Source organism: Halomonas koreensis, assembly GCF_031451675.1.
GTDB lineage: Bacteria > Pseudomonadota > Gammaproteobacteria > Pseudomonadales > Halomonadaceae > Halomonas > Halomonas koreensis.
Genome location: NZ_JARWAK010000003.1, coordinates 182,027 through 200,614, shown reverse-complemented (window position 1 = coordinate 200,614; position 18,588 = coordinate 182,027). Strand labels below are relative to the sequence as shown.

At 60.2% G+C, this 18,588-nt stretch carries 16 protein-coding genes and 1 pseudogene; 11 read left to right on the top strand and 6 right to left on the bottom strand.

The genetic code is table 11. The features are described from left to right. The first annotated feature begins 334 nt into the window (after window positions 1–334). The 3 genes from QC818_RS05305 to QC818_RS05295 all read left to right on the top strand — a co-directional run bounded on the left by QC818_RS05305 (window position 335) and on the right by QC818_RS05295 (window position 3,858). Window positions 335–715, top strand: a complete 381-nt coding sequence (locus tag QC818_RS05305) for a cupin domain-containing protein (protein ID WP_309651803.1) — start codon at window positions 335–337, stop codon at window positions 713–715. A gap of 159 nt (window positions 716–874) precedes the next feature. Next, window positions 875–1,456, top strand: coding sequence for an acyloxyacyl hydrolase (locus QC818_RS05300; RefSeq protein WP_309651802.1), 582 nt, complete (start codon window positions 875–877; stop codon window positions 1,454–1,456). 200 nt (window positions 1,457–1,656) lie between these two features. After that, a complete protein-coding gene (locus QC818_RS05295) occupies window positions 1,657–3,858 on the top strand; it encodes an OsmC domain/YcaO domain-containing protein (RefSeq protein ID WP_309651801.1) in 2,202 nt (733 codons plus the stop codon). Between the two features lie 404 nt (window positions 3,859–4,262). Here QC818_RS05295 and QC818_RS05290 read toward each other — a convergent pair whose 3' ends face one another. Continuing rightward, window positions 4,263–5,162, bottom strand: a complete 900-nt coding sequence (locus QC818_RS05290) for a LysR family transcriptional regulator (RefSeq protein ID WP_309651800.1) — start codon at window positions 5,160–5,162, stop codon at window positions 4,263–4,265. A 100-nt stretch (window positions 5,163–5,262) separates the two neighbouring features. Here QC818_RS05290 and QC818_RS05285 point away from each other — a divergent pair, with 100 nt between their 5' ends. From QC818_RS05285 to QC818_RS05275, 3 genes and pseudogenes are all read left to right on the top strand, one after another. Continuing rightward, entirely contained in the window at window positions 5,263–6,843 is a 1,581-nt protein-coding gene (locus QC818_RS05285) for an NADH-quinone oxidoreductase subunit L (RefSeq protein ID WP_309651799.1), read from the top strand. Beyond that, window positions 6,840–9,314, top strand: coding sequence for a YbcC family protein (locus tag QC818_RS05280; protein ID WP_309651798.1), 2,475 nt, complete (start codon window positions 6,840–6,842; stop codon window positions 9,312–9,314). The genes QC818_RS05285 and QC818_RS05280 overlap by 4 nt, the downstream gene beginning before the upstream one ends. Before the next feature lie 59 nt (window positions 9,315–9,373). Further along, window positions 9,374–10,103 (top strand): annotated as a pseudogene (locus QC818_RS05275) (IS5 family transposase). 7 nt (window positions 10,104–10,110) lie between these two features. Here QC818_RS05275 and QC818_RS05270 read toward each other — a convergent pair. Beyond that, window positions 10,111–10,992: a LysR substrate-binding domain-containing protein gene (locus QC818_RS05270; RefSeq protein ID WP_309651797.1), complete on the bottom strand. Its 882-nt coding sequence runs from the start codon at window positions 10,990–10,992 to the stop codon at window positions 10,111–10,113. Window positions 10,993–11,084: 92 nt separating this feature from the next. On the opposite strand from QC818_RS05270, the gene QC818_RS05265 reads away from it, so the two are divergent. Genes QC818_RS05265 through QC818_RS05245 form a run of 5 tightly spaced genes read left to right on the top strand, consistent with a single transcriptional unit; the run spans window position 11,085 to window position 14,590 of the window. Beyond that, entirely contained in the window at window positions 11,085–11,690 is a 606-nt protein-coding gene (locus tag QC818_RS05265) for an LOG family protein (protein WP_309651796.1), read from the top strand. A 4-nt stretch (window positions 11,691–11,694) separates the two neighbouring features. Beyond that, complete coding sequence (locus tag QC818_RS05260; RefSeq protein WP_309651795.1) at window positions 11,695–12,411, top strand: hypothetical protein; 717 nt, start codon at window positions 11,695–11,697, stop codon at window positions 12,409–12,411. A 26-nt stretch (window positions 12,412–12,437) separates the two neighbouring features. After that, window positions 12,438–12,833 carry an NUDIX hydrolase gene (locus QC818_RS05255; RefSeq protein ID WP_309651794.1) on the top strand — a complete coding sequence of 132 codons (396 nt, stop codon included), beginning with the start codon at window positions 12,438–12,440 and terminating at the stop codon, window positions 12,831–12,833. 19 nt (window positions 12,834–12,852) lie between these two features. Then, window positions 12,853–13,731, top strand: a complete 879-nt coding sequence (locus QC818_RS05250; protein ID WP_309651793.1) for a DUF6024 family protein — start codon at window positions 12,853–12,855, stop codon at window positions 13,729–13,731. Next, the gene (locus tag QC818_RS05245) at window positions 13,724–14,590 is read left to right on the top strand and encodes a DMT family transporter (protein WP_309651792.1); all 867 of its coding nucleotides are present in this window, start codon (window positions 13,724–13,726) and stop codon (window positions 14,588–14,590) included. The genes QC818_RS05250 and QC818_RS05245 overlap by 8 nt, the downstream gene beginning before the upstream one ends. 453 nt (window positions 14,591–15,043) lie before the next feature. On the opposite strand, the gene folD is transcribed toward QC818_RS05245, so the two are convergent. The 4 genes from folD to QC818_RS05220 all read right to left on the bottom strand — a co-directional run bounded on the left by folD (window position 15,044) and on the right by QC818_RS05220 (window position 18,419). Then, a complete protein-coding gene (folD, locus tag QC818_RS05235) occupies window positions 15,044–15,904 on the bottom strand; it encodes a bifunctional methylenetetrahydrofolate dehydrogenase/methenyltetrahydrofolate cyclohydrolase FolD (RefSeq protein ID WP_309651791.1) in 861 nt (286 codons plus the stop codon). Between the two features lie 14 nt (window positions 15,905–15,918). Continuing rightward, complete coding sequence (gene purU, locus QC818_RS05230) at window positions 15,919–16,794, bottom strand: formyltetrahydrofolate deformylase (protein WP_309651790.1); 876 nt, start codon at window positions 16,792–16,794, stop codon at window positions 15,919–15,921. Window positions 16,795–16,932: 138 nt separating this feature from the next. Continuing rightward, complete coding sequence (locus QC818_RS05225; protein ID WP_309651789.1) at window positions 16,933–17,946, bottom strand: methylenetetrahydrofolate reductase; 1,014 nt, start codon at window positions 17,944–17,946, stop codon at window positions 16,933–16,935. After that, window positions 17,943–18,419, bottom strand: coding sequence for a methylenetetrahydrofolate reductase C-terminal domain-containing protein (locus QC818_RS05220; protein ID WP_309651788.1), 477 nt, complete (start codon window positions 18,417–18,419; stop codon window positions 17,943–17,945). Before QC818_RS05220 ends, QC818_RS05225 begins: the two co-directional genes overlap by 4 nt. Window positions 18,420–18,588: the final 169 nt, after the last annotated feature.

Sequence of the window (18,588 nt, the reverse complement as noted above, 5' to 3'; positions counted from 1 at the left end):
AGCGTCGGCAACTGGCGCCACTGCCTCCGCCGGCCGCTGAGGGCTGGCGGGCCCGACTGCGATTATCCTGTGCCCGTCCTGAGCTAGGCGTGTCGGTGAGCCTCGGGCTATGGTTATGGATGAGGCCACGATTGGCTTGGCCGCTCGGGGGGGACAACGGATTGCTCACTCTGCGGAATGCCATGATGCGCTCCTCGTTCGGGCCGCCCGGGAGGCAACCGAAGTGTCACCGCAACGGAGCGAGTCTGCAGAGCGGCGCTCCCGCCGACACCCCGCACGTCCTGACCAGCTGACCTCCTACGCGCCCAGGCAATCGGCAAGGGAGGAAGCGAAAATGACATTCTTTCAAAACCTCGACCAGATCGTGGAATCGCTCGACACGGATGAGTCCACGAGAAACGATCCCATCAAGAGAGTGTTCGTCTTTGATGGAGAGCATGTGACGGCGAATGTCGGTATCGTTCGCGATAGTGGGAATGCACTTCATACCCAGACACACCATGACGAAATCCTCGTGATCATCGAGGGGGACGTCGACTTCAAGGTGGGTGACGAGGTCAAGAGAGTGAGCCGGGGTGATCTGGTGTTCATTCCACAAAATACGCTCCATGGTCCGATCCTCGAAGAAGGGCAAAGCTTTGCAGCGCTTTCCGTGTTTGCCCCTTATTTTGACCGGTCCAAGAACAATATCGTGTGGGACCGGGATTCCGCATAAAGCAACCGGAATCTGAATGGGCGGTGAAAGCGGGCTATCGCCACCTTCCGGCACGGCAGCATAATTGGGGTCTGTCCCCGATTACTGTAATGCCAACCTTCGGTGCTTCTGGGGGTCCAATGGAGTTCGGGACCGCCACACCTTGATTTCCATGGAATTATGCTGCCAGCAATCGATTTGCCTCGTCATGCGGTTGCCTTCGGGCTGATGCCGATCGTCCTCTGCGGCTTGCTCGCTCCAAGCCCGAGCTACGCCGACGACTGGGAACTGCAGAGCCTGAGCCTGCGCGCCCGAGTCTCGGAGAAGACCCTGTTGGGGAAAGAGGCGCCGGAGGATTTCAAGGAGTATGACCTGTCGGCCAATGTCGCCTTGCCATGGGAAGCTTACTCCACGTCGGGGTGGGGGATGGGCACCCGCTTGATGGCCAGTGCCGGACTGTTGCGGGGGGCGGGGGAAAACGCCCTGGTCGTGTCGCTCATCCCCGAATGGACCTTGGGAAGCGAGGATGGGCGTTTCCTCCTGGACCTGGGGGCCGGTGCCGCCCTGTTCAGCCGGCATCGCTTCGGGGAGCAGGATTTCGGTGGGCCCTTCCAGTTTGCCCTGACCGTGGGCGCCGGCATGCCGCTGTATCGACACCTGGGGGTCGGCTATCGGTTTCTTCACTATTCCGATGCCGGCGTGAATGGGTCCGACACGACCGGGGCGGATTTTCACATGATCGAGTTTCGCTACCGATTCTGATCCTCCTCGGCAGGTGCCGGCTTCCCCATGACGTCCTGCTTCCACCCTCAGGCCAGCAGGCCCGAGCGGGGCGTTCCCTCCCTGGCTGGCCCGGAGTGGTGATTTTTTGGCCACCCGCCCAAGACGACGCCCCCGAAAAGCTGGATAATGGCGGGTTACGCGCTACGGTCGCCCGAAACCACATATCCGGTGCTTTGTCAATGGAAATCAAGGTCAACTATCTCGACAACCTCCGGCTGGAGGCCAAGTTCGACGACTTCACGGTCATCTCCGACCAGCCGATCCGCTACAAGGGCGACGGCTCGGCCCCCGGGCCCTTCGACTACTTCCTGGCGTCGTCGGCCATGTGCGCGGCCTATTTCGTCAAGGTCTACTGCAACGCGCGCAATATCCCCACCGAGAACATCCGGCTGTCGCAGAACAACATCGTCGATCCGGAGAACCGCTACAAGCAGATCTTCAAGATCCAGGTCGAGCTGCCGGAGGACCTCTCCGCCAAGGACCGCGAGGGCATCCTGCGCTCCATCGAGCGCTGCACGGTCAAGAAGGTGGTGCAGACCGGCCCCGAGTTCCAGATCGAGACGGTGGAGAACCTGGACGAGGACGCCCAGGCGCTGCTGATGGCCGAGCCGGAGGAGGGCGCGAGCACCTGGATCGAGGGCAAGGACCTGCCGCTGGAGCAGACCATCGCCAACATGACGGGCATCTTCGAGCGGCTCGGCATGAAGGTCGAGATCGCCTCCTGGCGCAACATCGTGCCTCACGTGTGGTCGCTGCACATCCGCGACGCCTACTCCAACATGTGCTTCACCAACGGCAAGGGCGCCACCAAGGAGAGCGCGCTGTGCTCGGCGCTGGGCGAGTTCATCGAACGCCTGAGCTGCAACTTCTTCTACAACGACCAGTTCTTCGGCGAGGAGATCGCGAACAGCCGGTTCGTCCACTACCCGAACGAGGAGTGGTTCCAGCCGGGGCCCAACGACGAGCTGCCGGAGGGCATCCTGGACGACCACTGCCGGGCGATCTACGACCCGGACGGCGAGCTTCGCGGCTCGAACCTGATCGACACCAACTCCGGCAAGGTGGAGCGGGGCATCGTCTCGATCCCCTACGTGCGCCAGTCGGACGGCGAGACGGTCTACTTCCCGTCCAACCTGATCGAGAACCTCTACCTCAGCAACGGCATGAGCGCCGGCAACACCCTGCCCGAGGCGCAGGTGCAGTGCCTGTCGGAGATCTTCGAGCGGGCGGTGAAGCGCCAGATCATCGAGGAGGAGATCACCCTGCCCGACGTGCCGCTGGAGGTGCTGAAGAAGTACCCGGACATCCTCGAGGGCGTCGAGGCGCTGGAGGCCCAGGGCTTCCCGATCCTGGTCAAGGACGCCTCCCTGGGCGGCCAGTTCCCGGTGATGTGCGTCACCCTGATGAACCCCAAGACCGGCGGCGTCTTCGCCTCCTTCGGCGCGCATCCGAGCTTCGAGGTGGCACTGGAGCGCAGCCTCACCGAGCTGATGCAGGGCCGCAGCTTCGAGGGCCTCAACGACTTCCTGCCGCCGACCTTCAACTCCCTGGCGGTGTCCGAACCGAATAACTTCGTCGAGCACTTCATCGACTCCTCCGGCGTGGTGTCCTGGCGCTTCTTCAGCTCGAAGGCCGACGTCGAGTTCGTCGAGTGGGACTTCTCGGGCAGCGGTTCCAACAGTACGGAGGAGGAGGCGGCGACCCTGTTCGGCATCCTCGAGGAGCTGGGCCTGGAGGCCTACCAGGCGGTCTTCGACGACCTGGGCGCGCCGGTGTGCCGCATCCTGGTGCCGGGGTACTCCGAGGTCTACCCGGTGGAGGACCTGGTCTGGGACAACACCAACAAGGCGCTGCTGTTCCGCGAGGACATCCTGCACCTCCACGAGCTCAGCGACGAGCGGCTGGCCGACCTGCTGGAGCGCCTGGAGGAGACCCAGATCGACGACCACGAGGACATCATCACCCTGATCGGCATCGAGTTCGACGAGAACACCGTCTGGGGCCAGTTGACCATCCTCGAGCTCAAGCTGCTGATCAACCTGGCACTGGGCCAGCACGAGGAGGCGCTGGATCGGGTGCAGATGTTCCTGCAGTTCAACGACAACACCGTCGAGCGCGGGCTCTTCTACCAGGCGGTGAACGCGGTGCTGGAGATCGCCCTGGACGACGAGCTGGAGCTGGAGGACTACCTCTACAACCTCCGGCGCATGTTCGGCGAGGACACCATGGACGCCGTGGTCGGCTCGGTGGACGGCAGCGTGCGCTTCCACGGCCTGACCCCGACCAACATGCAGCTGGAAGGGCTCGAGAAGCACCAGCGCCTGATCGAGAGCTACAAGAAGCTGCACGTGGCGCGCGCCTCCCTGGCCGCCCAGCCGTAAGCCGAGCGCGTTCTCGCGCGCAGCATGAAAAGCGGGGCGTAGGCCGGATAAGCGAGCCTGCGAGTGCATCCGGCGGGCTCGGTGCCGGGCTCATTGGTGGATGCGCTAACGCTTATCCCCCCTACGGCTGATTCGCCGACGAAGGTCATCGCCCCCGGGAATGCTGACGCGAGCTTGACGAAGCCCCCGAGCCGGTCCGCCGGCTCGGGGGCTTTTCGTTGGGGCTCTTCGCAGCTCAGCGTGAACCAAGCCAGGACCGACGTAGGCCGGATAAGCGAGCCTGCGAGTGCATCCGGCGGGCTCGGTGCCGGGCTCATCGGTGGATGCGCTGACGCTTATCCCCCCCCTACCTGTCAGCCTGTCACGCCTGCCGCTTCCCGGTGATAGGCGATAGGGAGTTCGGGCTATGCCAGGTCCTTCAGCGGGCGGGCCAGCAGTTCCGAGACCACGGTCGGCATGAACTCCCGGGGCAGGGTGATGGCATAGAAGTTCTCGTAGACGTTGGGCAGCCGGGCGAAACGGGTCAGCCGCCCCTGCTTCAGCTCATCCTTGACCACCACCTCCGGCAGCACGCTCAGCGCCCCGCTGTCCCGGGCCAGCAGGCGCAGCATGGCCATGTCGTCGGCCTCGGCGAGGATCTCCGGCTCGTATTGATGCAGGCTGCAGAAGCCGTCGAAGGCGCGGCGGATCTCGTGATGCTCGCCGGGCAGTACCCAGCGCAGGCCAGCGTAGCCCTCGGGGAAGGCGGTGCCGGGGTCGGACCCCGGTGGGCCGAGGATCGACAGGGGCTGGCGGGCCAGCAGCTGGCTCTGCCAGGCCGCCTGGGGCGAATCGGACGGGGGCAACTGGGTGTTGGTGAGCACGACGTCGAGCTCGTGCCGGGCCAGTCCGTCGAGCAGGTTGGCCATGCCCCGGGCGTGGAGGCTGAAGTGAACCTTGTGCTCGTCCCGGTCGAGCAGGGGGGCGATGAAGCCCTCGATGAAGTTGCGCGACATAGTGGAGAGCATGCCGATCCGCAGGCGCTGATACTCGGGTTCGATGCCCCGGCTGATCAGCGATTCCAGCTCCTCGCCCTTGGTGAAGATCACCTCGGCATAGTTGAACACCTGCCGCCCCGCCTCGGTCAGCACCAGGGTACGATTGCGCCGCTCGAAGAGCGGCTTGCCCATCCGCTCTTCCAGCTTGCGGATCTGGGCCGACAGGGCGCTCTGCGAGAGGTGCAGCGACTCGGCGACCCGCGTGAGCTTGCCCTCGCGGGCCACGCGCCAGAAGTAGTAGAGGTGGTGATAGTTCAGGCGGCTCATATCGTTCTCTTTCGTAGAACAATACATCAATTTATATCTATTTTAATTCAAAAAAGACAGGCCGGATACTGCTCGCTCCATGGATCATCGGAGGCATTCCATGCATTGGAACGAGCTGTTATTCACCTTCCTGCTCTCCCTGGTGCCCGCCATCCTCGCGCTGGGTGCCCTGGCGAGCAGGCGCCAGTCGTGCGGGCGTGCCTGGCGCACGGCCCGCGCCGCCACCCTGGGCGGGCTGCTGCTCTCGGCGATGCTGCTGGCGCTGGGCCTGTCGCAGGTCCTGCCGGCGGTGACCGGCTGGTGGCAGACCACGCCCCTGCAGCTGATCATGCTGCTGCTCGCCAACTTCATCGCCTTCGTGGTGGTCCGCTACAGCGCCACCTATCTGCAGGGCGAGCCGCGCCAGCAGCGCTTCGTCTCACTCGCCCAGGCGGTGTTCGCGGCGGTCAGCGTGGCGGTGCTGAGCGACCATCTCCTGGTGTTTCTGGCCGCCTGGCTGGGCATCGGCCTGGCCATGCATCAGCTGCTGATGTTCTACCCCGACAGGCCCCGCGCGGCCCTGGCGGCCCACAAGAAATTCCTCTTCGCCCGCGCCGCCGAGCTGTGTGCCCTGGTGGCCTTCCTGCTGCTGTACCTGCACCACGACAGCGCCCGGATCAGCGACATCATCGGCGCCTACGCGGCACCGGTCGGGGCCTTATCCGCCGGGGAGCAGGCGGCGGCCTGCCTGCTGGCGCTGGCGGCGCTGATCAAGTGCGCCCAGCTGCCCCTGCACGGCTGGCTGATCCAGGTGGTCGAGGCCCCCACGCCGGTCTCGGCGGCGCTGCACGGGGGCGTGATCAACCTCGGCGGCTACCTGCTGCTGCTGTTCTCCCCGCTGTTGCTGCAGTCCACCCCGGCGCAGGCGCTGATCCTGGTCGTCGCGGGCGTCGGCAGCGTGCTGGCGGCCCTGGTCATGATGACGCGCATCAGCATCAAGGTCCGGCTGGCCTGGTCGACCAGCGCCCAGATGGGGCTGATGCTGGTCGAGATCGCGCTGGGGCTGGTGGAGCTGGCGCTGCTGCACCTGCTGGCGCACTCCTGCTACAAGGCCTACGCCTTCCTCAGCTCCGGCGAGGCGGTGCAACAGGACCTGCTGCGTCGCCAGGCCCCCGGCCGCCGTCCGACACCGGCGCAGTGGCTCGCGGCCGGCGCCATCAGTGTCGCCCTGGTGGCGGGCCTGGCGGCCACCGTCCGCGTCGTCTCCGACTCGAGCGCCTTCGAGGTGTTCAGCCCCTGGGTGCTGCTGGCCCTGGCCCTGACCGCCTTGCTGGCCGAGCGGCGCGGCCCGCTGGCGTCGGGAGCCGGGGCGGGCTTCCTCGGCCTGGCCGGGCTGGTGGTGCTCGCGTACTTCGGGCTCAAGTCGCTGTTCGCCGTCCTGCTGCCCCCCGTGGAGCACACGGCGCCGCTGTGGGCGGATCTCTGGATGAGCGCGCTGTTCGTGCTGCTGTTCGCGGGCTACTGCCTGCAGCGCCATGGCCTGCACCACCGCCGGGTGCAGACGCTCAACCTCTACTGCTACGCCGGGTTCTACCTGGACGAGTGGGTCACCCGTAACACCCTGAGACTCTGGCCGCACCAGCTGCCCGCTCGGATCAAGGCCAAACGACTGCACGCCACCACCGGGGAGGGTTCACTATGACGAATCTCGAAAACACCAAGGTCGCATGGATGTCCCGGGTCGAGGAGGGCGATTACCCGCCCCTGACGCCGGCGCATGAGAAGGCCCTGGAGCAGGCCTGTGCCAGCGTGGCGCCGAGCTGGCCCCTGGACCGGCTGATCGCGGTCAGCCCCTTCTGGACGATGCGCGGGGAGGCCTTCGCCAGCGTCTCCGCCCGGCTCTCGGCGCTGGGCAATGTGCACTGCCTGATGCCGCCGAGCCATTACCTGGCGCGCCGGCAGCGCGGCGAGATCACCGATCATCACCTGGAGCAGGCGGCGGAGCGGATCGGCTATCGCGGGCCCTACCGGAACCTGCTGAACGTCGTCGAGGAACTCGGCCGGCTGCCCCACTGGCACAACATCAGCGATCTGGTGGACGCGCGCCGTGACCGGCAGCACAAGATGGCCTGGCGTGACGAGATCACCCACCAGATCAGCCAGTTCTGCGCCGCCTTCTTCCAGGACGACGGACCGCTCAACGCCCAACGGCTGAACGCTCCCGCCGGCAAGCGGCTCTATGGCCACTGGCGTGACATGACCCTCAAGGACCGCGGCATCGCCATCCTGATGGGGGAGCCGGGGCTCGGGCGCTACTTCGAGACCCTGCCGACCTCCGAGGCTGGCCTCTTCCAGGCCGCGGTCGCCGAGCTGGATCTCGACGCCAGCCGCTTGAGCGCCTATGCCCAGGCGCTGCTGCTGGACATCAATGGCTGGGCCGCCTGGGTGGCCTACCAGGACTGGCAGCAGGACCTGGCGTCCCCCGGGACGCCTCGGACGCCGTCCGCCATGCGCAGCCTGCTGGCCATCCGGCTGGCCTGGGAGCTGGTGCTGTGGCGCTACACCCGGGGGACGGACCCCGAGCAGGCCGCGCGCCTGACGGAACTCTGGCGCCGCGAGCTGGTGGAGCTGCCGGAGCGGATCGCGCGCCATCGTCGCGCCCAGCAGCCCCTGTGGGTCTGGCAGGTCGCCAGCGAGCTGGCCTACCAGCAGCCGCTGCACCGGGCCTTGAGCGAGTCGGTGCGCACGACAGCACCGAGTGCGACGGCGCCGCAGCTCCAGGCGGTGTTCTGCATCGACGTGCGCTCCGAGCCGATGCGCCGGGCGCTGGAGCGGCAGAGCCCGGCCATCCAGACCCTGGGGTTCGCCGGCTTCTTCGGCCTGCCGCTGGAGCATCGGCCGGGCGGCGCCGAGATGGCCCAGCCCCACCTGCCGGGCCTGCTGGCCCCCCGGGTGACCCTGAGCAGCGGTTCGGCCGAGGGCGACCGCCGCTCGGCCCGGCGACTCAACTGGCAGGCGCGCCTGCAGGAATGGAGCCGGGCGGCGAGCGCCACCTTCACCGCCGTGGAGGCCGGGGGGTTGCTGTACGCCGGCAAGCTACTGCGCCGTTCGCTGGCCCCGGGGGCACGGCCTTCCCCTCTGGCCATGGATCGGCTCGGCTGGCACTGGCGGGATACCGGGGAGGCCCTGACCCTGGACGACCAGGTGGGGCTCGCGCGGAGCGTGCTCGAAGCGATGGGGCTCACCGAGGGCTTCGCGCCCCGGGTGCTGCTGGTGGGCCATGGCAGCCACAGCGCCAACAACCCCCATGCGGCGGGGCTGGAATGCGGCGCCTGCGGCGGTCAGTCCGGCGAGGTCTCGGTGCGGGCCCTGGCCCGGCTGCTCAACGAGCCGGCGTTGCGCCGTGAGCTGGCCGAGAGCGGCATCGCCATCCCGGAACGGACCCGCTTCGTGCCGGCGCTGCATCACACCATCACCGACCGGATCGGGTTGCCGGAGGGCGAAGCCCCGCTGAGCCCGGACGAGCGGCAATGGCTCGACCGGGCCGGGGCCGAGGCGCGGCGCGAGCGTGCCCCGTCCCTGGGGCTGGCGCCGGATGGCCCGCAACTGACGGAGAGGCTCGATCGCCGCGCCGGGGACTGGTCGCAGACCCGTCCGGAGTGGGGGCTGGCCAAAAATGCCAGCTTCATCGCCGCCCCGCGCCGTGTCACCGCCCCCATCGACCTGGCCGGGCGCAGCTTCCTGCACGACTACGACTGGCACACGGATCCTGACTTCGCCCGGCTGGAGCAGATCATGACCGCCCCCCTGGTCGTCGCCCACTGGATCAACATGCAGTACAACGCCTCCACCCTGGACAACCGGAAGTTGGGGAGCGGCAACAAGGTGCTGCACAACGTGGTCGGCGGACACATCGGCGTGTTCGAGGGGAACGGTGGAGACCTGCGCATCGGCCTGCCGATGCAGTCGCTGCACGACGGCGAGCGCTGGCGGCACGAGCCCTTGCGCCTGAGTGCCTACCTGGCGGCCCCTCCCGAGGCGGTCGAATCGATCATCGGGCGTCACGAGATGCTGCAGTCACTGGTGGCGAACGACTGGCTCCACCTGTTCACGCTCGATGACGCGAGTGGCGAGATCCTCGCCTATCGGGGCGGGGACTGGATCGCCGTCTAGGTTTTGTACGAAAAGTAGAGTTTCTACTTTCTCCAATGCCACAGCAGCATAGGAGAGATATGGCAGGACGCTATGAGCTATTCGACCACAGCTGGTTATTGATCAAGGACATCGTCTCGCCACACCAGCCGATGGGCCGGCCAAGGCGAGATGATCACCAGGTGCTGAGCGGCATCTATTAGATCTCGTGCTCCGGGGCTAAATGGTGCGATTTACCCGAGCGCTCCGAGCGCTATGGCTGAAGTGGTCCAATTGGAGCGGACATCTTAGATCGGTAGAAAGTGGACAGTTCTAATCGGTGTTGACAAAAGGGGGACAGGAAGAACCAGTAGACCATGCCCTGGGGCGGAGTCGAGGTGGCCTGACGACCAAGATCCATATGGTCTGTGACCGGCATGGCTGGGCGCTGACCTTTACGCTGTCGCCCGGGCAGGACTCGGATACGGAGCACTTCACTCCCACCATGGAGGACATTCATCTGCCTGGGGCCAAGGGCAGGCCTCGCCAGCGTTGCAAATTCATCGTGGCGGACAAAGGGCTATGATAGTGATTCGCTTCGCCGCTACTGCGACCATCATCGCATGAAGCCGATCATTGCCCAGTGCAAGATGAAGCGAAAACCGAGACCTGATGCTCCGAGGGGCTTTGACAAGCCTCGGCTTCGGCTGGCTCAAGGAGCTACGGCGTATCGCCACTCGATATGAGAAGCTGGCCCGTAGCTTTCGCGCCATGGTATGCCTGGCTTGCATAGACCGTTGCCTGAGAGCAGACATTTCGTACAAAAACTAAGAGTCCTCTATTGCTCTTGTTCCATGGTTGCTATCTTGCTTCTTAGCCATTGACAGAAACCAGATATTTCATGGAGCTTTTCCGTATCGTTTCGATAATAGAAAGAAGTTCCTCTACCAGAATCCAAAAAACCAAAGGGCGCCACCAATTTCCCTTCGTTAATTGAACCATCTACAAGGAAACGGGGAGTGATAGCTAGACCGAGTCTAGCTTTTGCCGATTCAATGCAAAGGGTCAAGCTCTCTAGTGTCATTCCCATCGAGCCATCCAAGCTAGTGCCTGAGATCCTGGCCCATTCTTTCCATGCTTTTTCGTGGGAACTGGCATGCAAAAGGTAGTGCCCTTCAAAAATATCCCCCTCTTTGAAGGGGTATTCAGGGGCGCATACAGGGCCAATATGGTTATCGATCAAATGTTCCGAAGCAATGCTCGAAAGGTTGTTGATACCCTCGTCTGCTATCATTAAGTCGAAACGGTCTTTGAAAAGAGCATAGATGTCGTTTTCGGTACTTACCACTACATCAAGGTCTTCGGACGTTTTGTTGAACTCGGACAGCAAAGGAATCACCCAATATATCAGAAAGCTGGATGCGCACCCTACGTGAAGGACTTTTTTTCCGTGGGAGTCACGTATTCCTGCACAAGTCTCTTCAAGGATGCTCAAGGAGTAAGAGCAGGCATCTTTGAGCTTCTTACCATTTTGGGTTAGCTGGATCCCGTTATTAGATCGCGTAAAGAGCTTTGCGCCTAACCAATCTTCTATCAGCCCGATCTGATAACTGATGGCGGCATGTGTCATGTTCATGCTTCGCGATGCTTGGGTGAAGCTATGGTATTCCGAAGCTGCCTCAAAACATGCCAGCGCCTTTAGTGATGGAAGCTTCCTCATGCTTCAAATCCTTTTGACAGCGGCTGTAAAAAAAACGAGTTGTACAGTATAGCAGCAAGGGAGGTATGGTTACAAAAAGAGGTGAAGATGTTATGGAAGATGCTCTCGTTGAGCTAGCCAATATACAGAAATATGAACGCTCGAGCGCGTTTCATGTTGCTATATTTGGTAGCGCTAGGATCGGAAAAGAGTCAGCGTATTACAGCAAAACCGAGGAGCTCGCTTATTCACTCGCTGCGAGTGGATGCCAGCTTGTTTCAGGAGGCGGACCTGGAATAATGCTTGCAGTGTCTGAAGGGGCCGTACGTGCAGAGAAACTTTCGATAGGTCTTAATATCTCTCTCCCGTTTGAGCCTCCAGACTACTCATTACAAGGTGAGAGCTTGGTTTTCAAGAATTTTTTCACAAGGAAAGTTGCTTTTGCAACCTATTCTGATGCATTCATCTGTATGCCTGGTGGAATAGGGACGCTGGACGAGTTCTTTGAGATTCTTACGTTGATGCAAACTGGAAAGATGGAGAGAAAGCCTGTTGTGCTGTTTGGAAAGGAGTTTTGGAGCCCTCTTATTGGATGGCTTCAAGATGTTCTCAACAGGCATCAAACCATCGCCTATGACGATATAGAACAGCTATTTTTAACAGATGACAGCCAAGAAGTTGTCATGCATTTGATGAAAGGCATCACACAAGGAGGTTAATGTTATGACCCAAAAAGTACCCCAGCTCGTCATGTTTACTGGTGGTCGCGACAGTACGCTGGCGGCTTGCCATCTCATGTTGCAGGGAATTCCTGTCCATTTGTATAGTGGCAATAGCGGCTGTTCACTTCATAGAGATATTCTCCAAGTCCGCGTGAAGGAACTTAAAGATCGGTTTGGAGACCTTGTGGTCGACCACATCGTTGAAGATATTAGCGGGTCGTTCCGCTCAGTTGCCATTGCCGAACTTGAACAGGATATTCTCGAAGACAAGAAAAACCTTGTTCTGCTTGGCGAGAAAATTGCTCTCCATGCCCACGTTATCGATTATTGTAAGAGAAATGGTATCGATACTATCAATGATGGTATTGCCTGTTATCAGAAAGAATTCCCCGAACAGCGGATGGTTGCCAAGGATTATTTCATCAATGTGATCGGTGATTATGGAATCAAGTACAACAGCCCAATCTACGAGTTCGCAAAATCTTCCGATGATGTAAAGTACAGGCTACTTCAGATTGGTGTTTCGACCAAGTCACTTGAAGGGGTTTCAGTATTTGCTGATAGTTTCACAACACCATCTGACGAGGTCATTATGAGCTACTTAAGCCGAAAAGAGCCAATTTTCAAGGATATCGTTGACTTCCTCACAGGCAATAGTCTGAAGGTCAACTATAGAGAGGAGGTTTCCAAGCTGGAGCGAGATAACGTCTTATCGTGATCGCCAACTATTGAAAGGAACCCACAATGATTATCAAGTGTGCAGGAGTGATTCTGGATAAAGGAAAGCTTCTCGTTGTACGAAAAAAAGGCTCTGACGTATTCCTCTCGCCCGGAGGAAAAGTCGAGCCAGGAGAGCCTTTACAGGATTGCGTTGTTCGAGAGCTCAAAGAAGAGATCGATGTTGATGTAAAGGACCTGAGGTTTATGGGTTCCTATTCGTCTCGCTCTGCGATAGAGAACAGAGGAATCATCCTGCACGCTTGGTTTGTCAAATATTCAGGGGTGGCCACCGCCAGTTCGGAGATTGAGGAGATTCGCTGGATCGGATTAGCTGATGTTGAGGCTGGAATGAAGGTTGGTTCCATTTTTCTCAACCATATCATCCCCTCTTTAAAAGCCGAGGGCCTGATAGAGAAATAAAGCGGCGAGGCGTATGTAAATGGATGCTGGAGCACTACATCCTAGGCTTAGAAGTTTTGTGGAAGGAAATTACTATAAGGAGTGCAAATCTGTTAGAGAAGAGCTGAAGGACGTAATGAGGCCGCATATCGGAGATAATCATACCATATATATTGTTTCTAACACAACTCATGGGCTTCTTGCAATATTATCCTATTTGGCCACCTCAAGAAATTTAATAGATACGTCGGATTATCTTTATCCTGGATTTGAATTTTTGCAACGTGACACAGCCAGTGAAGGTCAGTGGTCTGTCAAGACGCACATTTGCCCTGTGACAGGCAATGCTCTTAGCAAAAATGAACTTCTTGGGGATCGCGTGGTTGTAGATGGTGCGCAATCATTCTTTACTGCTAGTCACCACCCCGCACTTTTGCATGCGAAAGTGTTCATAGCCCCATTCCATAAGAATTTAGGCATCCAAGTTGGCATGGGCATGCTTGCAATATCCGATGATGTAGATAGCCGTCAGATCCATGACGTTGCAAAGGCTGCTGAAAGCGGAGCAGGCAACATTAATCTAATGCTAACGGCTCTTAACAATCTCAAAGCAGAGGGTGGAAGTCTTTATAACTGTACAGTCATAAACAATGATAAAGAGATACTCGACTTTGCGAAGAGGTATCAAATAGAGATCGTCACTCCGCCTGGCTTGTATGGCCCATTCGTCTGTTTAAAGACTGACGCAGGATCACCATTGCCTGAGATTTTTCATAAATTTGGCTTTGAAACAAAGTATTTTCCATCTCATGGGGTTTTACGAGTATCAAAGTTAAGCCCAGGTCCACTCGAGTCTAAAATAGATTTTTCCAAGGTCTTTTTTGAGGCTCTACAGTATACAGTAGGCCATAATGGTTAACTCAGACTCGTCGAAGGGCCACTCTATAGCGTTGACAGGAGCACTAGTTCTAAGTTTGGACACGCTCTTCTTACGGTTAGTTGGCTCAGATCCAGTAGTTGTTGCATTTTGGCGTGGAGTGCTGATGTTTTTGGCAGGGGGGGCTGTTTCTCTTGTTATCCGGGCTATGTCAAGAAATGGGATGATGGCGTATAGCTTTAAAGGTAATATTGTGGCCATGTTCTATGGAGGCGCATCAATTTTCTTTACGTTTAGCGCCATGAGCACGTCTATTGCCAATCTGCTAATAGTTCTGTCAACTACGCCGCTTTGGGCGGCAATTGCGTCATGGTTGTTCCTTAACGAAGGGATTAGGCTGAAAACACTAGTCTCCTGCCTCGTGGCTTTCTTGGGGATGCTGCTAATCTTTTCTGGCAATCTGGGGATGCTTAATTATGGTGATATGTTTGCTCTAATGGCAGCCCTTTGTATGGCCGGAGCCTTCACCCTGTCGCGCATCTGTAGTGATGATCTTCTCCTCGCTCCATGTGTGGGAGGAGGCATGTCAGCCGTAATCTTGCTGTTTTTTGTTGTCCCCAATGATTTTCTGAAAGTTTCCAATCCCATCTACATGTTAGTAGAGGGTGGGGCTATCATGCCCGTTGCGCTAGGGTGCTTGGCTGTGGCGCCAAAGTTTATTCGCGCTGATAAGGTTAGTCTTTTCCTTCTGTTAGAAACGGTCTTAGGGCCTCTCTGGGCATACCTCTTTCTCGATGAGCCTGTATCGTCGAAGACAATCCTAGGAGGATTTATGGTGGTGGCTGCTTTGCTGATTAATATGGCAAGAATGCCGCGGTCACTCGGTTATCTATCCAAGTGATGCAGTGGTAGCTAGCTCGTCATCTCTCAGATAGTGGTCTCAATGAAACTGGGATTGGCTTATGAACATGGCCGAGCGTATCAAGTCGAGATCATCAGCATGCGCATGTGGAAGCCTCAACGCCGCGCCGACCAGACTGTGTTGCCACAAGTATTTTCCCCCGGAGCACAAGATCTAATAGATGCCGCTCAGCACCTGGCGATCATCTCGCCTTGGCCGGCCCATCGGCTGGTGTGGAGAGACGATGTCCTTGCTCAACAACCAGCTGTGGTTGGCTAGCTGATAGCGTCCTGCCATATCTCTCCTATGCTGCTGTGGCATAAGAGAAATTAGAAACTCTACTTTTCGTACAAAACCTAGTGCGCTGCCCGGCATGAGATCCACCGACAGAGCAAGCCCCTGAGCCGGTCATCCGGCTCGGGGGCTTGTCGATACGAGACGTCGTGGCGAGGCTCAGGCCAGCTGATGCCTGGCGGCACGCGTCGTGTTCAGGAGCAGACAGGCGATGGTCATCGGGCCCACGCCGCCGGGCACCGGGGTGATGGCTCCCGCCTTCTCGGCGACCGCCTCGAACGCCACGTCCCCCACGAGCTTGCGCTTGCCCTCCACCTCGACGGCATTGATGCCGACATCGATGACCGTGGCACCGGGCTTGATCCAGTCGGCGTCGACGAGTTCCCTGCGACCGGCGGCGGCGACCACGATATCGGCGTTGCGGCACAGCGACGCGATGTCCCTGGTGCGTGAATGCGCGATGGTGACGGTGCAGTTCGCCTGCAGCAGCAGGGCCGCCATCGGCTTGCCGACGATGTTGGAGCGACCCACCACCACGGCATGCTTGCCGCTCAGGTCCGGATGGACCTGACGCAGCATGATCATGCAGCCCTGGGGCGTGCACGGCACCAGCGATGCCTGCCCGGCGGCGAGCGCCCCGACATTGAGCGGGTGGAAGCCATCGACATCCTTGGCCGGGTTGATGGCGGCGATCACCTCCTCCTCATCGAGGTGCGACGGCAGCGGGAGCTGTACCAGGATGCCGTGCACCCGAGGGTCATGGTTCAGCTGCTCGATCAGCTGATTCAGGTCACCCTGGGTGGTCGCGGTGCCGAGGCGGTGCTCGATGGAGCCCATCCCCGCTTCCTTCGCCCGCTTGACCTTGTTTCTCACGTACACCTGGCTGGCGGGATCCTCACCCACCAGCACCACGGCGAGCGTCGGCTCCACGTCGTGCTCGGCCTTGAGGCGTTCGACCTCGGAAGCCACCTCCTGGAGCACCTGGTTCGAGAGCTGTTTTCCGTCGATGAGTTGCGCCATGGTCGCCTCCACTCCTACTTGAAAATGACGGTCTTGTTGCCGGACAGGAAGACCCGGTGCTCGGCGTGCAGCTTCACGGCACGGGCCAGCGCGACCGTCTCGGTGTCGCGACCCAAGGCAACCAGTTCTTCCGGGTAGTAGGCATGATTCACCGGCTGGACGGACTGCTCGATGATCGGGCCTTCATCCAGGTCGGCGGTCACGTAGTGCGCGGTGGCCCCGATCAGCTTGACGCCGCGCTCGAACGCCTGATGATAGGGTTTGGCGCCCTTGAAGCCGGGCAGGAAGGAGTGATGGATGTTGATGGCGCGCCCGTGCAGCTTCTCGCAGAGGTTGTCGGACAACACTTGCATGTAACGGGCCAGCACCACCAGCTCCGTGCCGGTCTCGTTGACGATATTGAGCAGCTCGGCTTCCTTCTCCGGCTTGGTCTCCTTCGTCACCGGGAGGTAGACGAAGCGAATGCCTTCCCGTTCCGCGATCGGACGAAGATCCAGGTGATTGGAGACCACCGCCGTGATCTCGATGTTCAGCTCTCCCTTGCGGTGACGGTAGAGAAGATCGACCAGGCAGTGGTCGAACCGGGACACCATGATCAGGACCTTGGTCGGGCGGTGGGCATCATGCATGGCCCACTCCAGGCCGAACTTCTCCGCCAGGTCGACGAACCCGTCACGCAGGTCGTCGAAGGTGTGGGAAGCATCCGGAAGGATGTTGAACACGCTCCTCATGAAGAACTGGCCGGTGACCTTGTCGTCGAACTGCGCCAGCTCGACGATGTTACAGCCACGATCCGACAGGTAGGAGGTGATGCCGGACACGATGCCGGTGCCGGTTTCGCAGCTGACGGTCAGGACGAATTGGTTGTTCTGGTCCAGGGAGGTTGTCATGACAGGAAGCCCTTTGGAGTAATGGTTGTTGGTCGTTGGTTGGACACTATCCCGAGCCCTCTCGTCTGGTCATAAGGGCCCTGGAATCGGTTGCTTAGCAGGTTGTCGGGTTTGTCATCCGAATCTGCACGCCCACCCTCATGCGTATTCCCTCTCGAGAGCGGGTTCGCGGGAGGGAGTCCATGGCTCCCGGTCGCCCAGCACCCCGGATCTCTCGATGATGTCGGCGACGGAAGATTCCTGGCGATGGGCCATGACGTGGACGCCGCTGACCCCCTCGATCTCTTTCAGTTGCTGGATCAGCTCGATGCAGATGTTCCGGCCTTCCGCCTTCTGATCCTTGGCACCTTCCAGGCGCTTGATGATGGCATCCGGAATGTGAATCCCCGGGACGTTCTTGCGCATCCATTCCGCCGTGCGTGCCGAGGCCAGCGGTCCCACCCCAGGCAGGATGAAACACTTGTCCAGCAAGCCCAGATCCCGGGAGCGTGCCATGAACGTCCGGAAACGCGGCAGGTCGAAACAATATTGTGTCTGAATGAACTGCGCACCCGCCGCAATCTTCTTCGCCAACCGATGAGGGCGGAAATCGAAGGGCGGCACGAACGGGTTCTCTGCCGCACCGAGAAAGACCCTCGGCGGATCGCTGAGCTTCCTGCCGCTGGCGAACGCATGCTTGTCGCGTAACCGGGCGACGGTCTCCAGCAGCGACATGGAGTCGAGGTCGAAGACCGGCTTGGCTTCCGGGTGATCCCCCACCTGCACGCCATCGCCGGTCAGGCAGAGGATGTTGTGGATGCCCAGGGCCGCGCCTCCCAGCACATCGCCCTGAATGGCGATCCGGTTCCTGTCCCGGCAGGAGATCTGCATCACCGTCTCGTACCCTTCCCGCGACAGCAGCGCGCACATCGCCACGCTGGACATATGACAGTTGGCCCCGGAGCCATCGGTGGCGTTCAGGCCGTCCACGTAACCGTCGAAGACGCGGGCCCGGGCATAGACCTCCTCCGGGTTCGCCGCATCGGGGGGCGCCAATTCGGCGGTGACGGCGAACTGCCCGGATCTCAGCACTCGCTCCAGCCGTCCGGCGGAGCTATAGCCTTGCGCCTCGGATGCCCGCTCGAATGTCTCGGCCCCTACGTTCATGTTCATCGTGATGCCTCCTTGTCCCCATACTTTCGAGCCGATGCCTCGCGGGCCACGCGCAGCCAGGACGAACTGCCCTCCAGGCGATGATCCACGGGCAGTTGCACCACCTGTATCGCGTCGCCTTCCTTCATCTTCCGACTTCCCTCCCAGGCCTCGACCCAGACACAACGCTTCTCGGGGTACACCTCGCAATTCCCGTTCTGCATGACGCCTCCACAGGGGCCGTTGCGCATGGTCTTGGGGCAGTTCATCGAACAGGACATGCCGGTAGAGCTGAGGATGCACTGACCACACATCTGGCAGTCGAACAGCAAGCCCTTGCTGAGCTTCTCCAGCTTGCCCATTGGCCTTTCGGCACGCTGGTAGCCCACCGCCTTCCACAGCGGATGCAGCTTGACGATCACCGGCTCGAAGGCCCGATAGGTGAGCTCGAACCATCTCGCGTGCCGTGCGGCCCAAAGACGAACGGAATACACAAGCTTCTCCTGCCACGGCATCAACACCGTGGAGCCAATCGTTGCTTCCCGGGGCGCGAGACATCTCTCGGGCATCGCTGGCCATCGAGCGAGGCCCCTTGGCGGTCATCGATGTTCCAATCGCGCCTGCGTATCCAGGCGATGTCGGTCGATCGCCGGCCGTGATGGC